The 14,651-nt window shown below is 72.3% G+C and carries 15 protein-coding genes; 10 read left to right on the forward strand and 5 right to left on the reverse strand.

Annotation, left to right across the window (positions count from 1 at the left end):
- The first annotated feature begins 20 nt into the window (after positions 1-20).
- The 6 genes from ACUP6Y_RS02805 to ACUP6Y_RS02830 are packed head-to-tail and all read left to right on the forward strand — an operon-like array spanning position 21 to position 5,626.
- Entirely contained in the window at positions 21-932 is a 912-nt protein-coding gene (locus ACUP6Y_RS02805) for a Rossmann-like and DUF2520 domain-containing protein (RefSeq protein ID WP_462554093.1), read from the forward strand.
- Positions 929-1,810 carry a pantoate--beta-alanine ligase gene (panC, locus tag ACUP6Y_RS02810; protein WP_462554094.1) on the forward strand — a complete coding sequence of 294 codons (882 nt, stop codon included), beginning with the start codon at positions 929-931 and terminating at the stop codon, positions 1,808-1,810. Before ACUP6Y_RS02805 ends, panC begins: the two co-directional genes overlap by 4 nt.
- A gap of 19 nt (positions 1,811-1,829) precedes the next feature.
- Positions 1,830-2,249: an aspartate 1-decarboxylase gene (gene panD, locus ACUP6Y_RS02815; RefSeq protein ID WP_139624442.1), complete on the forward strand. Its 420-nt coding sequence runs from the start codon at positions 1,830-1,832 to the stop codon at positions 2,247-2,249.
- 13 nt (positions 2,250-2,262) lie between these two features.
- The gene (locus tag ACUP6Y_RS02820; protein WP_462554095.1) at positions 2,263-3,936 is read left to right on the forward strand and encodes an L-aspartate oxidase; all 1,674 of its coding nucleotides are present in this window, start codon (positions 2,263-2,265) and stop codon (positions 3,934-3,936) included.
- Positions 3,933-4,847 (forward strand): carboxylating nicotinate-nucleotide diphosphorylase, encoded by a 915-nt coding sequence (gene nadC / locus ACUP6Y_RS02825; protein ID WP_462554096.1) that lies wholly within the window; start codon positions 3,933-3,935, stop codon positions 4,845-4,847. Before ACUP6Y_RS02820 ends, nadC begins: the two co-directional genes overlap by 4 nt.
- A 2-nt stretch (positions 4,848-4,849) precedes the next feature.
- On the forward strand, positions 4,850-5,626 hold the full coding sequence (locus tag ACUP6Y_RS02830) for a type III pantothenate kinase (protein WP_462554097.1): 777 nt from the start codon (positions 4,850-4,852) through the stop codon (positions 5,624-5,626).
- A 24-nt stretch (positions 5,627-5,650) separates the two neighbouring features.
- Here ACUP6Y_RS02830 and ACUP6Y_RS02835 read toward each other — a convergent pair whose 3' ends face one another.
- On the reverse strand, positions 5,651-5,920 hold the full coding sequence (locus ACUP6Y_RS02835) for a hypothetical protein (RefSeq protein WP_462554098.1): 270 nt from the start codon (positions 5,918-5,920) through the stop codon (positions 5,651-5,653).
- Here ACUP6Y_RS02835 and ACUP6Y_RS02840 point away from each other — a divergent pair.
- Together ACUP6Y_RS02840 and ACUP6Y_RS02845 are read left to right on the forward strand one after the other, a co-directional pair.
- Positions 5,919-6,254: a histone-like nucleoid-structuring protein Lsr2 gene (locus ACUP6Y_RS02840; RefSeq protein ID WP_462554099.1), complete on the forward strand. Its 336-nt coding sequence runs from the start codon at positions 5,919-5,921 to the stop codon at positions 6,252-6,254. The two genes, ACUP6Y_RS02835 and ACUP6Y_RS02840, sit on opposite strands and share 2 nt — an antisense overlap.
- Before the next feature lie 298 nt (positions 6,255-6,552).
- Positions 6,553-9,120, forward strand: coding sequence for an ATP-dependent Clp protease ATP-binding subunit (locus ACUP6Y_RS02845; protein WP_462554100.1), 2,568 nt, complete (start codon positions 6,553-6,555; stop codon positions 9,118-9,120).
- A 101-nt stretch (positions 9,121-9,221) separates the two neighbouring features.
- Here the strand turns inward: ACUP6Y_RS02845 and ACUP6Y_RS02850 are convergent, their stop codons facing one another.
- Positions 9,222-9,548 (reverse strand): DMT family transporter, encoded by a 327-nt coding sequence (locus ACUP6Y_RS02850; protein WP_462554101.1) that lies wholly within the window; start codon positions 9,546-9,548, stop codon positions 9,222-9,224.
- An 80-nt stretch (positions 9,549-9,628) separates the two neighbouring features.
- On the opposite strand from ACUP6Y_RS02850, the gene ACUP6Y_RS02855 reads away from it, so the two are divergent.
- On the forward strand, positions 9,629-10,213 hold the full coding sequence (locus ACUP6Y_RS02855) for a TetR/AcrR family transcriptional regulator (protein ID WP_462554102.1): 585 nt from the start codon (positions 9,629-9,631) through the stop codon (positions 10,211-10,213).
- A 6-nt stretch (positions 10,214-10,219) separates the two neighbouring features.
- Here ACUP6Y_RS02855 and ACUP6Y_RS02860 read toward each other — a convergent pair whose 3' ends face one another.
- Positions 10,220-11,101 carry an HhH-GPD family protein gene (locus ACUP6Y_RS02860; RefSeq protein ID WP_462554103.1) on the reverse strand — a complete coding sequence of 294 codons (882 nt, stop codon included), beginning with the start codon at positions 11,099-11,101 and terminating at the stop codon, positions 10,220-10,222.
- Positions 11,102-11,189: 88 nt separating this feature from the next.
- Here ACUP6Y_RS02860 and ACUP6Y_RS02865 point away from each other — a divergent pair, with 88 nt between their 5' ends.
- A complete protein-coding gene (locus ACUP6Y_RS02865; RefSeq protein ID WP_462554104.1) occupies positions 11,190-11,954 on the forward strand; it encodes a hypothetical protein in 765 nt (254 codons plus the stop codon).
- Positions 11,955-11,969: 15 nt separating this feature from the next.
- Here ACUP6Y_RS02865 and disA read toward each other — a convergent pair whose 3' ends face one another.
- Both disA and radA read right to left on the reverse strand, forming a co-directional pair.
- A complete protein-coding gene (gene disA, locus ACUP6Y_RS02870) occupies positions 11,970-13,043 on the reverse strand; it encodes a DNA integrity scanning diadenylate cyclase DisA (RefSeq protein ID WP_462554105.1) in 1,074 nt (357 codons plus the stop codon).
- A 121-nt stretch (positions 13,044-13,164) separates the two neighbouring features.
- The gene (radA, locus tag ACUP6Y_RS02875) at positions 13,165-14,595 is read right to left on the reverse strand and encodes a DNA repair protein RadA (RefSeq protein ID WP_462554106.1); all 1,431 of its coding nucleotides are present in this window, start codon (positions 14,593-14,595) and stop codon (positions 13,165-13,167) included.
- Positions 14,596-14,651 lie beyond the last annotated feature (56 nt).

A 14,651-nucleotide genomic window follows, 5' to 3' on the forward strand; every position in this document is an offset into this window, starting at 1 on the left:
ACGGGAACGAAAGGTTCACGATGTCCCCCAAGCACTCTGTGGGTGTGATCGGCGCGGGTCGCGTCGGCGCTGTCCTCGCCGCGGGTCTCCGCACGGCCGGCCACCCCGTCGTCGCCGCTGCCGGTGAGTCCGACGCCTCGCGCCGTCGCGCCGCCGACCTGCTGCCGGGCGTGCCGCTGCGCAAGCCCAGCGACGTCGCCCGCGAGGCCGACCTGCTGCTGCTCACCGTGCCCGACGACATGCTGCCCAACGTGGTGAAGGTGCTGGCCGACAGCGGCGCGCTGCACGCCGGCCAGGTCGTCGCCCACACCTCGGGCCGCCACGGCCTCGCGGTGCTCGCGCCGGCCGCCGCGGTCGGCGCCCGGGTGATCGCCCTGCACCCGGCGATGACCTTCACCGGCACCGCGGTCGACCTCGAACGGCTGCACGGCTGCGTCTTCGGTCTCACCGCCGGGCCCGAGGAGCGCGAGCTCGCCGAGTCCCTGGTCGCCGACCTCGGTGGCCGCGCGACCTGGGTGCCCGAGGAGATGCGCACGCTCTACCACGCCGGCCTCGCCCACGGTGCCAACCACCTGGTCACCCTGGTCAGCGAGGCGATGGGCCTGCTCAGCGCCGCCGGCGTCGACGACCCGGCCGGCACCCTGCGCCCGCTGCTCGACGCGGCCCTCGACAACGCGCTCGCCCACGGCGACGCCGCGCTGACCGGCCCGATCGTGCGCGGCGACGTGCAGACCGTCGCGGCCCACCTCAAGGACATCTCCGCCAACGCGCCCGACACCGTGCCGTCGTACGTCGCGATGGCGTGGGCCACCCTCGACCGCGCGGTCACCGACGGTCGGCTGCTGCCGATCCGCGCCCAGGCGATCGCCTCCGTCCTCAGCGCGTACGGCGACCGCCGGGTCCTGCCCACCCCGCGGGTGGAGTCCGCGTGACGACGCTGACCACGCCCGCTGTCGCACGCAGCCGGGCCGACCTGAGGAGCCTGCTCACGGACCGCGGCACGGTGGTGCTGGTGCCGACCATGGGCGCGCTCCACGAGGGCCACGCCACCCTGATCCGGATCGCCCGCGAACGTGCCGGCGCCGACGGCACCGTCGTGGTCTCGATCTTCGTCAACCCGCTGCAGTTCGGTCCCGGCGAGGACCTCGACCGCTACCCGCGCACCTTCGACGCCGACCTCGCGGTCGCCGCCGCCGAGGGCGCCGACGTGGTGTTCGCGCCGGTCGTCGCCGAGATGTACCCCGACGGCGTGCCCCACGAGGGCGTCGCGTCCGAGGCGGTCACCGTCCAGCCCGGCCCGCTCGCCGACCTGCTCGAGGGCGCCAGCCGCCCCGGCCACTTCCGCGGGGTGCTGACCGTCGTCGCCAAGCTGTTCGGCCTGGTCCGTCCCGACGTCGCGGTCTTCGGCGAGAAGGACTACCAGCAGCTCGCGCTGATCCGCCGGATGACCTCCGACCTGTGCCTCGGCATCGACATCGTCGGCGCCGAGACCGACCGGGAGCCCGACGGGCTGGCCCGGTCCAGCCGCAACCGCTACCTCGACGCCGAGCAGCGGCAGCAGGCGGTCGCCCTGAGCCGGGCCTTGCGCGCGGCGCAGGAGCGGGCGTCGTACGGCGTCCCGGCGGCGCGCTGGGCCGCGATGGGCGTGATCAAGGCCGAGCCCGGCGTCGAGCTCGACTACCTCGCGCTGACCACCACGGGCCTCGGCGAGCTGCCCGACTACCCCGAGCCCGGCACCGAGGGCCGGATCCTCGTCGCCGCCCGGGTCGGCACCACCCGGCTCATCGACAACCTGCCTCTGCAGTTCTGAACCCTCGAGGGAGACTCCCATGCTGCGCACCATGATGAAGAGCAAGATCCACCGGGCCACGGTCACCCAGGCCGACCTCCACTACGTCGGCTCGGTCACCGTCGACGAGGACCTGCTGGAGGCGGCCGACCTGCTGGCCGGCGAGCTGGTCCACATCGTCGACATCACCAACGGCGCCCGGCTGGAGACCTACACGATCGCCGGCGAGCGGGGCAGCGGCGTGATCGGCATCAACGGTGCCGCCGCCCGCCTGGTCCACCCCGGCGACCTGGTCATCTTGATCGGCTACGGCCAGATGACGACCGAGGAGGCCAAGGAGCACCAGCCGCACGTCGTCTTCGTCGACGCCGACAACAAGATCATGGCCACCGGATTCGACCCGGCCGAGACCTTCGGCGACCCGGGGCTGTCCCGGGGCGACGTCACCGCCGGTCGCTGAGTAGCCTGCGGGGATGCCCCAAGAGCTGCACCTGCCCGGGTGCCTGACCGCCCCGAGCCCCGGCTGGACGACGCGCGCCGACGTCGTCATCGTCGGCTCCGGCATCGCCGGCCTCACCGCCGCCCTGCGCCTGCGCGGCCAGGTCGACAAGATCCTGGTCGTCACCAAGGACGTCCTCAACGCCGGCTCGACCCAGTGGGCGCAGGGCGGCATCGCCGCCGCCCTCGGTCCCGGTGACACCCCCGAGCAGCACGAGGCGGACACCCTGGTCGCCGGCGCGGGCGCCTGTGACCGCGACGCTGTGCGGGTGCTGGTCAACGAGGGACCGGAGGCGGTGCGCGAGCTGATCGCGCTCGGCACCAACTTCGACCACACCGCCGACGGCGAGCTGTCGCTGACGCGCGAGGGCGGTCACCACCGGGACCGGATCGCGCACGCCGGCGGCGACGCCACCGGCGCCGAGATCCAGCGGGCGCTGATCGCCGCGATCGAGGCCGCGCCCGACATCGAGGTGATCCAGCACGCGCTGGCCGTCGACCTGCTGCTCGGCCCCGATGCGGCCGGTGCGCCGGGCGTGGCCGGCCTGAGCCTGCACGTCATCGGCGAGGGCGAGCGCGACGGCGTCGGCGCCGTCCACTGCCGCGCGGTCGTGCTCGCCAGCGGCGGGCTCGGCCAGGTGTTCACCCAGACCACCAACCCGGTCGTCTCGACCGGCGACGGGATGGCGCTCGCGCTGCGGGCCGGCGCGACCCTGCGCGACCTGGAGTTCGTGCAGTTCCACCCGACCGTGATGTATCTGGGCCCCGACTCCCGCGGCCAGCAGCCGCTGATCTCCGAGGCGGTCCGCGGCGAGGGCGCCTTCCTCGTCGACGACGAGGGCAACCGGATCATGCAGGGCGTCCACGAGCTCGCCGACCTGGCCCCCCGCGATGTCGTCGCCAAGGCGATCATGAAGCGGATGCTGGAGACCGGCCGGCCGCACATGTGGCTCGACGCCCGCCACCTCGGCAAGGAGTTCTGGGAGCGCCGCTTCCCGACCATCGTGGCCACCGCCCGCTCCTATGGCATCGACCCGGTCACCCAGCTGATCCCGGTCGCGCCCGCCTGTCACTACGCGTCGGGCGGCGTGCGCACCGACCTCCACGGTCGCACCGACGTCGCCGGGCTCTACGCCACCGGCGAGGTCGCCTGCTCCGGCGTCCACGGCGCCAACCGGCTCGCGTCCAACTCGCTGCTCGAGGGCCTGGTGTTCTCGCGGCGGATCGCGGAGGTGCTGCCCGATGAGCTCGGGCCCTGGCGTGAGCCGGCGACCGACCGTCGTACCCCCGGCCTGGTCGCGGGCGACATCCGCCAGGAGCTGCAGGAGACGATGAGCTCGCGGGTCGGCGTGCTCCGCTCCGCCCCGGGCCTGGCCGAGGCGGCCGCCGTCCTCGACAAGCTCGCCGGCCGGGCCGCCGAGACCGTCGACCAGGCGTCCTGGGAGGCGACCAACCTGCTCACCATCAGTGCCGCCCTCGCCGACGCGGCCGCGCTGCGCGAGGAGACCCGCGGCTCCCACTGGCGCGACGACTTCCCCGAGCGCGACGACGCGCACTGGGCCGGGCACTTCGACGTGACCATGGACGACGGCGCCACGACGGTCGCCTTCGTCGCCGAGCCCGCGACCGACGGAGACCTGCCCGCATGATCGCCCGCACCCCGTACGACGAGCTGCCCGCCCCGCTGCTCGCCGAGATCAGTGCGGCCGGGCTCGACCCGCGGGCGGTGTACGACCACGTCGTGCTCGCCTTCGAGGAGGACCTGCCCGGTGGCGTCGACGACGTCACCAGCGACGCGATGCCCGACATGGGCCGGGCCGTCGCCGACGTCGCCGCCCGCGAGCCGGGTGTCGTCGCGGGCCTCGCGATCGCCGAGCTCGCCTTCGGCTATGCCCTCGGCGACACCGTTGCGATCGCCGACCGCGTCCCCGACGGCACCCGCGTGCAGCCCGGTGACGTCGTGCTCACTGTCTCCGGGCCGGTCCGGGGCGTGCTGACCGCCGAGCGCACCGCCCTCAACTTCGCCTCCCACCTGTCCGGGGTCGCGACCGCGACCTCCCGCTGGGTCGACGCGCTCGCCGGCACCCGCGCGCGCGTCCTCGACACCCGCAAGACGCTGCCGGGCTGGCGGGCGCTGCAGAAGTACGCCGTGCGCTGTGGCGGCGGCGTCAACCACCGGTTCAGCCTGGTCGACCGGGCCATGGTCAAGGACAACCACGCGGTGGCCGCGGGCGGTGTGGTCGAGGCCTACCGTGCTGTTGTCGCCAAGCACCCCGGCCTGCGGGTTGAGGCCGAGGTGATGGATCTCGACGAGCTGCGCGCCGTGCTCGCTGCGGGCTGCACCGAGGTTCTCCTCGACAACATGTCGACCGCCGACATGACCGAGGCGGTGCGGATCAACGAGGCTGCCGGCGGCAAGGCCACCTTGGAGGCGTCCGGCGGGCTCACCCTCGAGCGGGCCCGTGAGGTCGCCGAGACCGGTGTCGACTTCATCTCGGTCGGCGCGCTGACCCACTCGGTCACCGTCTTCGACCTCGGCCTGGACTTCCGGACGGACTGAAGGTGTCCCTGCTCGCCGCCGACATCGGCAACGCCCACACCGTCCTCGGGCTGGTGTCCGACGGCGCCGTGCATGCCGACTGGCGGGTGTCGACGGCCGAGAACCGCACCGCCGACGAATGGGGGGTGCTGCTGCGCGGGCTGCTCGGCACGCGTGAGGACGAGGTCACCGGAATCGCGGTGTGCGCGACGGTTCCCGCCGTGCTCAATGCGTGGCGCGAGATGCTGCCCGCGCATTTCCCCGACATTCCGTGCGTCATCGTCGAGCCCGGTATTCGTACCGGCGTGCCGATTCTCGTCGACAATCCGCGTGAAGTCGGCACCGACCGGATCGTCAATGCGCTCGCCGCGGCGGCCGATTTCGAGTGCCCCGCGATCGTCGTCGATTTCGGCGGCACCGCCACGACGTACGACGTCGTCGACGAGCAGGGTCGCTATGTCGGCGGCGCGATCACACCCGGAATCGAGATCTCCCTCGACGCGCTCAGCCGCGGTGGCGCCCAGCTGCGGATGGTCGAGCTGGTCCGGCCCCGGGGAGTGATCGGCAAGAACACCGTCGAGGCGCTCCAGTCCGGCATGGTCTTCGGCGTGGCCAGCCAGGTCGAGGGCATGGTCGAACGGCTCACGGCGGCGCTGGGCGCCGCGCCCGGTGGGGTGTCGGTGATCTCCACCGGCTACCTCGCCTCACTGGTCACCGACGAGTGTCGCTGCTTCACCCATCGCGCGCCGTGGCTGACCCTGCGCGGACTCGAGAAGGTGTTCGCTCGCAATCAGCGCTGAGCCGTCCCCGGACGGAATCGGCCCTCACGGCGCGGCGTAGGCGATCTTCCCGTCGAAGGGGTCGCTTCCGGTGGCACCGAGTCTGACGATCTTGGTGCTCACGCTAGGCAGCGCGAGGATCGCGGTCATGCGGGTAAGCCCCTGACCTTTCGGTGTCGGTGTGTCCCGGTGCGGCGGCGCACCGCTGGTTTCGGCGACATGCTCTGAATAACTGCTAGTGTGAATTCGCGGCGCGATATCCGGGTTTGTCGGTGTTCGTCCGAATATCCCTACTTCTCCCAGCGAGGAATTCATGGCACAGAAGGTCAACATCGTCCTGGTCGACGACATCGACGGCACCGATGCCACGCAAACCATCTCCTTCGGGCTCGATGGCGCCAATTACGAGATCGACCTCAACGACAAGAACGCCACCAAGCTGCGCGACGCGCTGGCGGCGTACGTCGGCCACGGGCGCAAGGTCGGCCGCGGTGGCGGTGGGGCCAAGCGGGGTGGCGGACGGGCGGCCGCGGCCGGCGGCACCTCCGCCAAGGAGATCCGCGAGTGGGCCCGCGACAACGGCTTCACCGTGCCCGAGCGGGGTCGGATCCCCGCTGACGTGCGCGAGGCCTACGAGTCCGCGCACTGACCTCGATCTCCTGCACGGGGGAAGTCGCGATCCGCTCCGGCGAGGGCGGCACCCCACTCGTCGTCGAGGCCGGTGAGGTCCGCCTGAGCGGACGAGATGGTCAGGCTCGTCCTCCTGCCGGGATCCCCCAGCCACCGTGCGGACCCGGGCCCGACCTCGTCCGGCGCGACAGATCGGCCCGGATCGGGAGGCGTTCGCTGACAGCGGACGGATCCAGGTCCTTGGGCTGGAACGCGTAGGGTGTGAGCGGGGTTGTAGACCCTGAGAACAACCCCGTGTGACGTGTGAGGAGCGTGCAATGTTCGAGCGGTTCACAGACCGTGCCCGCCGGGTGGTCGTGCTGGCCCAGGAAGAGGCCCGCATGCTCTCCCACAACTACATCGGGACCGAGCACATCCTGCTCGGCCTCATCCACGAGGGTGAGGGCGTCGCCGCCAAGGCGCTCGAGTCGCTGGACATCTCCCTGGAGGCCGTGCGCGCCCAGGTCGAGGAGATCATCGGCCAGGGCCAGCAGGCGCCGTCGGGACACATCCCCTTCACCCCGCGCGCCAAGAAGGTCCTCGAGCTCTCGCTGCGCGAGGCGCTCCAGCTCGGCCACTCCTACATCGGGACCGAGCACATCCTGCTCGGGCTGATCCGCGAGGGCGAGGGCGTGGCGGCCCAGGTGCTGCAGAAGCTCGGCGCCGACCTCAACCGGGTCCGCCAGCAGGTCATCCAGCTGCTCTCCGGCTTCCAGGGCAAGGAGGGCACGGCCGCCGCGGCCAGCACCGGCAGCTCCAGCAGCGGCGACGCGCCGTCGTCCTCGCTGGTGCTCGACCAGTTCGGCCGCAACCTGACCCAGGACGCCCGCGAGGGCAAGCTCGACCCGATCATCGGTCGCGGAGCGCAGATCGAGCGCGTGATGCAGGTCCTCAGCCGGCGCACCAAGAACAACCCGGTGCTCATCGGCGAGCCCGGCGTCGGCAAGACCTCGATCGTCGAGGGCCTGGCCCAGGACATCGTCAAGGGCAACGTGCCCGAGACGCTCAAGGACAAGCAGATCTACACCCTCGACCTGGGTGCGCTGGTCGCCGGCTCCCGCTACCGCGGTGACTTCGAGGAGCGCCTGAAGAAGGTGCTCAAGGAGATCCGCACCCGCGGCGACATCGTGCTGTTCATCGACGAGATCCACACCCTCGTCGGCGCCGGCGCGGCCGAGGGCGCCATCGACGCGGCCTCGATCCTCAAGCCGATGCTGGCCCGCGGCGAGCTGCAGACGATCGGCGCGACCACCCTCGACGAGTACCGCAAGTACCTCGAGAAGGACGCCGCCCTCGAGCGTCGCTTCCAGCCGATCCAGGTCCCCGAGCCGTCGATCGCCGACACGATCGAGATGCTCAAGGGCATCCGCGACCGCTACGAGGCGCACCACCGGGTGACCATCACCGACGAGGCACTGGTCTCCGCGGCCACCCTCGCCGACCGCTACATCTCCGACCGCTTCCTGCCCGACAAGGCGATCGACCTGATCGACGAGGCCGGCTCGCGCCTGCGGATCCGCCGGATGACGGCTCCCGCCGACCTGCGCGAGTACGACGAGCAGATCGCCGAGGTGCGTCAGCGCAAGGAGGCCGCCATCGACGGCCAGGACTTCGAGGCCGCGGCGCGCCTGCGCGACGAGGAGAAGCAGCTCATCTTGAAGAAGTCCGAGCGCGAGAAGCAGTGGCGCGCGGGCGACATGGACGAGGTCGCCGAGGTCGACGAGGAGCTGATCGCCGAGGTCCTCGCCGTGGCGACCGGCATCCCGATCGTGAAGCTCTCCGAGGAGGAGTCGACGCGACTGCTCAAGATGGAGGACGAGCTCCACAAGCGGGTCATCGGCCAGGAGGAGGCCGTCAGGGCGCTGTCGCGGGCGATCCGTCGTACCCGTGCGGGGCTGAAGGACCCCAAGCGCCCCGGCGGCTCGTTCATCTTCGCCGGTCCCTCGGGCGTCGGAAAGACCTGGCTGTCCAAGACGCTCGCCGAGTTCCTCTTCGGCGACGAGGACGCGCTGATCCAGCTCGACATGTCGGAGTTCGGCGAGAAGCACACCGTCTCGCGGCTCTTCGGCTCGCCTCCGGGCTACGTCGGCTACGAGGAGGGCGGCCAGCTCACCGAGAAGGTGCGCCGCAAGCCGTTCTCCGTCGTCCTCTTCGACGAGGTCGAGAAGGCCCACCCCGACATCTTCAACAGCCTGCTGCAGATCCTCGAGGAAGGTCGCCTGACCGACTCGCAGGGCCGGGTGGTGGACTTCAAGAACTGCGTCATCATCATGACCACCAACCTCGGGTCCCGTGACATCGGCAAGTCCGTCGGCCTCGGCTTCGGCGGCGGCGACGCGGCCGGCTCCTACGATCGGATGAAGGCGAAGGTCTCCGACGAGCTCAAGCAGCACTTCCGTCCCGAGTTCCTCAACCGCGTCGACGAGATCATCGTGTTCCCGCCGCTGTCGCAGGAGCAGATCGTCGCGATGGTCGACAACATGATCGCGTCGGTCGAGGTCCGGATGCGCGATCGCGACATGCGGCTCGAGCTGACCCAGAAGGCGAAGAACCTGCTCGCCGAGCGGGGCTTCGACCCGGTCCTGGGCGCCCGGCCCCTGCGTCGTACGATCCAGCGCGAGATCGAGGACGTGCTCGCCGAGAAGATGCTCTACGGCGAGGTCGGCCCCGGCCAGATCGTGCTCGTGGACGTCGACGGCGAGGGCCCGGCGGCGACCTTCACCTTCGAGGGCCAGAAGGTCGGGGAGCTGCCCGACATGCCGCCCCTGGAGACGGTTGCCGAGACCATCGCCGAGCCCGGCGATCTCGGCGGCGACGGTGACCTCCCGGCTACCGGCAACGACTGACCCGGCGCAGGCTGGCTCTCGTATTTCGCCGACCCGGCGCAAAAGTGACACTTTTGCGCCGGGTCGGCGTGTTCCTGGGGTTGATTCGCGCCGGGTCGCGGTCAGTGGGCGCCGGCGAGGTTGAGCAGTACGACGCCGAGCACGATCAGCGCGAGGGCGGCGGCCTTCATCAGGTCCAGCCGCTCGTCGAGGAAGAGCACGCCGACCATGGCCATGCCCGCGGTGCCGAGACCGGCCCACACGGCGTACGCGATCGAGACGGGCAGCTGCTTGACCACCAGCGCGAGCAGCCAGATCGACGCGGCGTAGCCGGCCAGCACCAGCGCGGTCCACAGCGGGTCACGGAAGCTCTGGGTGCGGGGGAGCGCGGCGCTCGCGGCGACCTCGACCCCGATGGCGGCCATCAGGAGCGCCCAGGCGATCGCCATGGCGCACCTTCCTCTCTGCCCGTCCCCCGGGCGCGTGTGTAGCGACTGCTACATACTGTAGCACCTGCTACATTCACGACGTGAGGACGGGGACCGCCCGGGAGGGCGAGCGGCGGCGGCAGCTGGCCGAGGCGGCGACCGACCACGTCCTCGTGAACGGCCTGATCGGGCTCAGCCTGCGCCCGCTCGCGGCGGCGCTGGGCACCAGCGACCGGATGCTGCTCTACCACTTCTCGGGCAAGGACGACCTGGTCGCGGCCGTGCTGCACATCTCCAACGAGCGCTCCATCGGGCTGCTGCGCTCCCTGCCCGCCGCATCGTCGGTGCGCGAGGCGGTGGTGGCGCTGTGGGCGGCGTCGACCGAGGGTCAGCTGGAGCGCTGCCAGCGGCTGTACGTCGAGGCCGCGGCCCTCGGGCTGCTCGGCAAGGAACCGTACGCCGGCGTCGTCGGCGAATCCAACCGCGCCTGGCTGCGCGCCCTCGCCGACCTGCTCGTCGCCGCCGGCTGCAGCCCCGCGCTCGCGCCGCGCGCCGCGAACCTGCTCGACGCCGCCATGATGGGCCTCCAGCTCGACCTGCCGCTCGACCGCGGCACCGTCGTCCTCGACCGGTCGGTCGCCGATCTCGCCGACGCGGTGGCGGCGATCGCCGCCACGGCCGGCTGAACGACGTCAGGGCAGCCGGTAGCGTCCGTCCGCGTCGATGGCCGCCAGTCCGTCCGCGACGAGTGAGGCCAGCGCGCGCTCGCGCTGCTCGGTGTGCTCCCAGGCAAGGTCGAGGCGCGCCTTCGCAACGGCGCCGGGGGCGTCCCGGAGCACCGCGAGCAGCCGACCGCGGCACTGTCGGTCGGTGCCGGCATAGGACTGCACCGGCCGCGGCGGTCCGTCGTACGCCGGCGCGCCGGCCCGCTGCCATGCGCACAGCCCGGTCACCGGGCAGCTGCCGCAGCGGGGCCGGTCGGCCGTGCAGACCAGCGCGCCCAGCTCCATCACCGCCACCGACCACGTCGCCGCGGTCGGCGGGTCCTCCGGCAGCAGCTCGGCACCCAGGTCGCGCTCCGCGCGGGTCACCGAGCGGGGCGGGAACTCGGTCCCGGTGACGGCACGGGCCAGAACCCGCCGGACGTTGGTGTCGAGCACGACCTGGCGCTGCCCGTACGCGAACGCCGCCACGGCCGCCGCCGTGTAGTCGCCGACGCCGGGCAGGGCCAGCAGGTCGGCGTACTCGCTGGGGACCGCGCCACCGTGCTGCTCGGTGATCGCCACCGCGGCGGCGTGCAGGCGCAGTGCCCGGCGCGGGTACCCCAGCCGGCCCCAGGCCCGGACCGCCTCGCCCGACGACTCCGCCGCCAGTGCCGCGGGGGTCGGCCAGCGGGTCAGCCAGGCCTCGTGGACCGGCAGCACCCGCACCACCGGCGTCTGCTGCAGCATGAACTCGCTCACCAGCACCGACCACGGGGTCGCCTCCGGGCGGCGCCAGGGGAGGTCGCGGGCGTTCGCGTCGTACCAGTCCAGGACCGTCTCGACCAGGGGACTCGGGGTGCTCGTCGTCATCGCGTCCCCATTGTGACGTGGCCCCCGATCGCGGGTGGCCTCGGCGGGTCAACCGGGTTCGTGGGGCGCGGCTGACTACCGTCGTCCCATGCCCGCCTCCCGCCAGCTCCCGCCCGGGGTGTACTGGCGGCGGCGGCTGTTCGTGCTGGGCATCGCGTTCGCGCTGGTGTTCGTGATCGCCCGTCTGCTCACCGCCGGCAGCGACGCGAGCTCGGGTGAGCAGCCGGCCGCGAAGCAGGCGGGCGCGGACGTCGACCGGAGCCCGAGTGGTGACGGCACCGAGGGCGCCGCCACCTCGGGCAGCGCCGACCCTGCCGACCCTGCTGACCCTGTCGGCAGCGAACCGGCCACCGTGCCCACGACGCCGACGCTCGCCGTACCCGAAGGCGAGTGCGCCGCCGCGGATGTCCTGGTCACTCCGTCGATCGCCGCCGGTGCCGTGGCCGGGCGCGACGTCCCGATCACCTTGTCGCTGCAGACCCGCGAGTCCGAGGCCTGCACCTGGCAGGTCAGCGCCAAGGGCCTGGTCGTGAAGGTCGCCCAGGGCAACAAGAACGTGTGGACCACGAGCCAGTGCCCGCAGGCCATCCCCGAGCAGTCGCTCGTCGTCCGCCAGGCCGTCGCCACCACCATCCAGATCACCTGGGCCGAGGCCCGCGAGTCCACCGACGGCTGCACCCGCCGTGCCGGCTGGGCCGCGGCCGGGGACTTCACCGTCGCCGCCGCGGCCCTCGGTGGCGAGCCGGCCCAGGCGGACTTCGCCCTGGCCGCGCCGGTCGCCGAGACCATCCAGGTCACCCCGAAGGCGAAGCACACCAAGCAGGCGAAGAAGCCCAAGACACCCGTCAACTGACGGGCCGGCGCCGGATCAGACGTAGCGCTCGAGGATGGTCGACTCGGCGAGCCGGCTCAGGCCCTCGCGGACACTGCGGGCGCGCAGCTCGCCGACGCCCTCGACGGCCTGGAGGTCGTCGATGCCGGCCGAGAGCAGCTTCTGCAGCGTGCCGAAGTGGTCGACCAGGCCTTCGATGACGCTGGCGGGCAGCCGGGGCACCTTGGTGAGCAGCCGGTAGCCGCGCGGGGCGACCGCGCCGTCGAGGTGCTCGCCGGTGCCGATGCCGAGCACCTTCGCCACCGCTGACGGGTCGACCAGGTCGGTCGAGGAGAGCTGCTCCAGCTTGGAGAGCAGGTCGCCGGGTTCGCGACTGCGTCGCCGGGACGGGGCGTAGTCGCGGATCACCAGCTCGCGCTCGGTGTCGACGCCGGTGACCAGCTCCTCCAGCTGGAGGGCCAGCAGCCGGCCGTCGGTGCCGAGCTCGAGGACGTAGTCCTCGATCTCGCGCGCGATCCGGCTCACCATCTCCAGGCGCTGGGCCACGACCGCCACGTCGCGCACCGTCACCAGGTCCTCGATCTCCAGCGCGGACAGGGTGCTGGAGACCTCGTCGAGACGCAGCTTGTAGCGCTCGAGGGTGGCCAGCGCCTGGTTGGCGCGGGACAGGATCTGGCCGGAGTCCTCGAGGACGTGGCGGGTCTCGCCGACGTACGCCGCGATGATCTGCATCGACTGCGACACCGAGATCACCGGGTGCCCGGTCTGCTTGGCGACCCGGTCGGCCGTCCGGTGCCGGGTGCCGGTCTCGTCTGACGGGATGCTCTGGTCGGGCATCAGGTGGACGGCCGCGCGGATGATCCGGTTCACCCCGCCATCGACGATGATCGCGCCGTCCATCTTGGCCAGCTCGCGCAGGCCGGTGGCGCTGAAGGGGACGTCGAGCTCGAAGCCGCCCGTGCACAGGCTGTCGACCAGGCGGTCCTGCCCGAGCACGATCAGCGCTCCGGTCCGGCCGCGGAGGATTCGCTCGAGTCCGTCGCGCAGCGGCGTGCCGGGGGCGATGGACGCGAGGGCCTCGCGGAGTCGGGGATCGGCCGACGTGACCACTGGTGCTCCCTGCTGATGTGCTGCTCGGACAGGTTTGGCTTCGACCCACCCTATCGGCGTGGGGGGTACCTCATGCCCGGGTATTCGGCAGGTGGCGTCCTCGGATGTGTTCGACAGGTGCCTACTCGACCACCTCCAGCGCGTGCTTGGTCCGCCGGTCGAGGTGGAGCGCGACCAGGGCGGAGGTAACGTCGGGCGCCTCGATCACCCGCATGCCGTCGACGGTCCGCTGTGTGCCGGTGCGGCGGACCCCCTGGGCGGTGCCGGGGTCGGCGGGGACCACCGCCATCGCGAAGCCGAGGCGAGCGGCCTCGGCGAGGCGCTGGGGGAGGTCGCGGACCCGGCGCAGCTCGCCGGAGAGCCCGATCTCGCCGAGGGCCACGACGCCGGCGGGCGGGGCGCTGACGAAGTGCGCCGAGGCGATCGCGACCGCGAGGGCGAGGTCGGCGCCGGGGTCGCTGAGCCGGGCGCCGCCGACCGTCGAGGCGAAGACGTCGTGCTGATGCAGGCGGATGCCGCAGTGCTGCTGGAGCACGGCGAGGATCATCGCCAGCCGGGAGCCGTCGATGCCGGACGTGGTACGCCGGGGGCGCTCGGCGGGCGAGAGGGTCACCAGACCCTGCACCTCGGCCAACAGCGGCCGGCGACCCTCCATCGAGACGGCGACGCACGTGCCGGCGACCCGGCCGTGGTGGCGCTCGACGAAGATGCCGGTCGGGTCCTCGACCGTGCGGATGCCGTCGGGGCCGAGGTCGAAGCAGCCGACCTCGTCGACCGGGCCGAACCGGTTCTTGACCGCACGGAGCATCCGGAACCGGGAGTTGCGCTCGCCCTCGAAGTGGAGCACGACGTCGACGAGGTGCTCCAGCACGCGGGGACCCGCGATCCCGCCGTCCTTGGTGACGTGGCCGATCATCACCACGGTGACGTCGCGGCTCTTGGCCATCCGCACCAGCGCCTGCGCCACCTCCTTGACCTGGGTGACGCCGCCGGGCACGCCCTCGACACCAGAGGCACTGATCGTCTGGACCGAGTCGATCACCACGGTGCTCGGCCGGACCTGCTCGATGTGGGTGAGCACCGCGCCGAGGTCGGTCTCGGCGGCGAGGTAGAGCTGGTCGTGGATGCCGCCCGTGCGGTCGGCGCGCAGCCGGACCTGGGCGGCCGACTCCTCACCGGTGACGTACAGCGTGCGCTGGCGGGCCGCGGCGGTGCGGGCGGCCACCTCGAGCAGCAGCGTGGACTTGCCGACGCCGGGCTCGCCGGCGAGCAGCACCGCGGCGCCGGGCACCAGCCCGCCACCGAGCACCCGGTCGAGCTCGGGCACGCCGGAGCGGTGGTGGACGGCGCGGTCCGCCGAGACCTGGCCGATCGGGATCGCGGCGCTCGTGACGGGAGCCGCCGACGTACGGCTCGACGGACCGGAGCTCGCCACCGCGGTCTCGGACACCGAGCCCCAGGCCTGGCACTCGCCGCACCGGCCGACCCAGCGCGCGGTGGACCAGCCGCACTCGCTGCAGCGGTAAGTCGAACGTGTTTTCGAACCAGCCATGGCACGACAGTAGAGCAGGGGGCCGACGGAACCGTTCTGGCACGCGGTGGCTGTGG

The sequence above is a fragment of the Nocardioides sp. S5-5 genome (genome assembly GCF_054954065.1).

What these genes read in the sequence shown, in the direction of transcription:
- ACUP6Y_RS02850 (WP_462554101.1), bottom strand. Translation starts at nt 9,548, where the DNA reads ATGGCGATCGCCTGGGCGCTCCTGATGGCCGCCATCGGGGTCGAGGTC.
- ACUP6Y_RS02845 (WP_462554100.1), top strand. Translation starts at nt 6,553, where the DNA reads ATGTTCGAGCGGTTCACAGACCGTGCCCGCCGGGTGGTCGTGCTGGCC.
- ACUP6Y_RS02835 (WP_462554098.1), bottom strand. Translation starts at nt 5,920, where the DNA reads ATGAATTCCTCGCTGGGAGAAGTAGGGATATTCGGACGAACACCGACA.
- radA (WP_462554106.1), bottom strand. Translation starts at nt 14,595, where the DNA reads ATGGCTGGTTCGAAAACACGTTCGACTTACCGCTGCAGCGAGTGCGGC.
- panD (WP_139624442.1), top strand. Translation starts at nt 1,830, where the DNA reads ATGCTGCGCACCATGATGAAGAGCAAGATCCACCGGGCCACGGTCACC.
- ACUP6Y_RS02860 (WP_462554103.1), bottom strand. Translation starts at nt 11,101, where the DNA reads ATGACGACGAGCACCCCGAGTCCCCTGGTCGAGACGGTCCTGGACTGG.
- nadC (WP_462554096.1), top strand. Translation starts at nt 3,933, where the DNA reads ATGATCGCCCGCACCCCGTACGACGAGCTGCCCGCCCCGCTGCTCGCC.
- ACUP6Y_RS02805 (WP_462554093.1), top strand. Translation starts at nt 21, where the DNA reads ATGTCCCCCAAGCACTCTGTGGGTGTGATCGGCGCGGGTCGCGTCGGC.
- ACUP6Y_RS02820 (WP_462554095.1), top strand. Translation starts at nt 2,263, where the DNA reads ATGCCCCAAGAGCTGCACCTGCCCGGGTGCCTGACCGCCCCGAGCCCC.
- ACUP6Y_RS02840 (WP_462554099.1), top strand. Translation starts at nt 5,919, where the DNA reads ATGGCACAGAAGGTCAACATCGTCCTGGTCGACGACATCGACGGCACC.
- ACUP6Y_RS02865 (WP_462554104.1), top strand. Translation starts at nt 11,190, where the DNA reads ATGCCCGCCTCCCGCCAGCTCCCGCCCGGGGTGTACTGGCGGCGGCGG.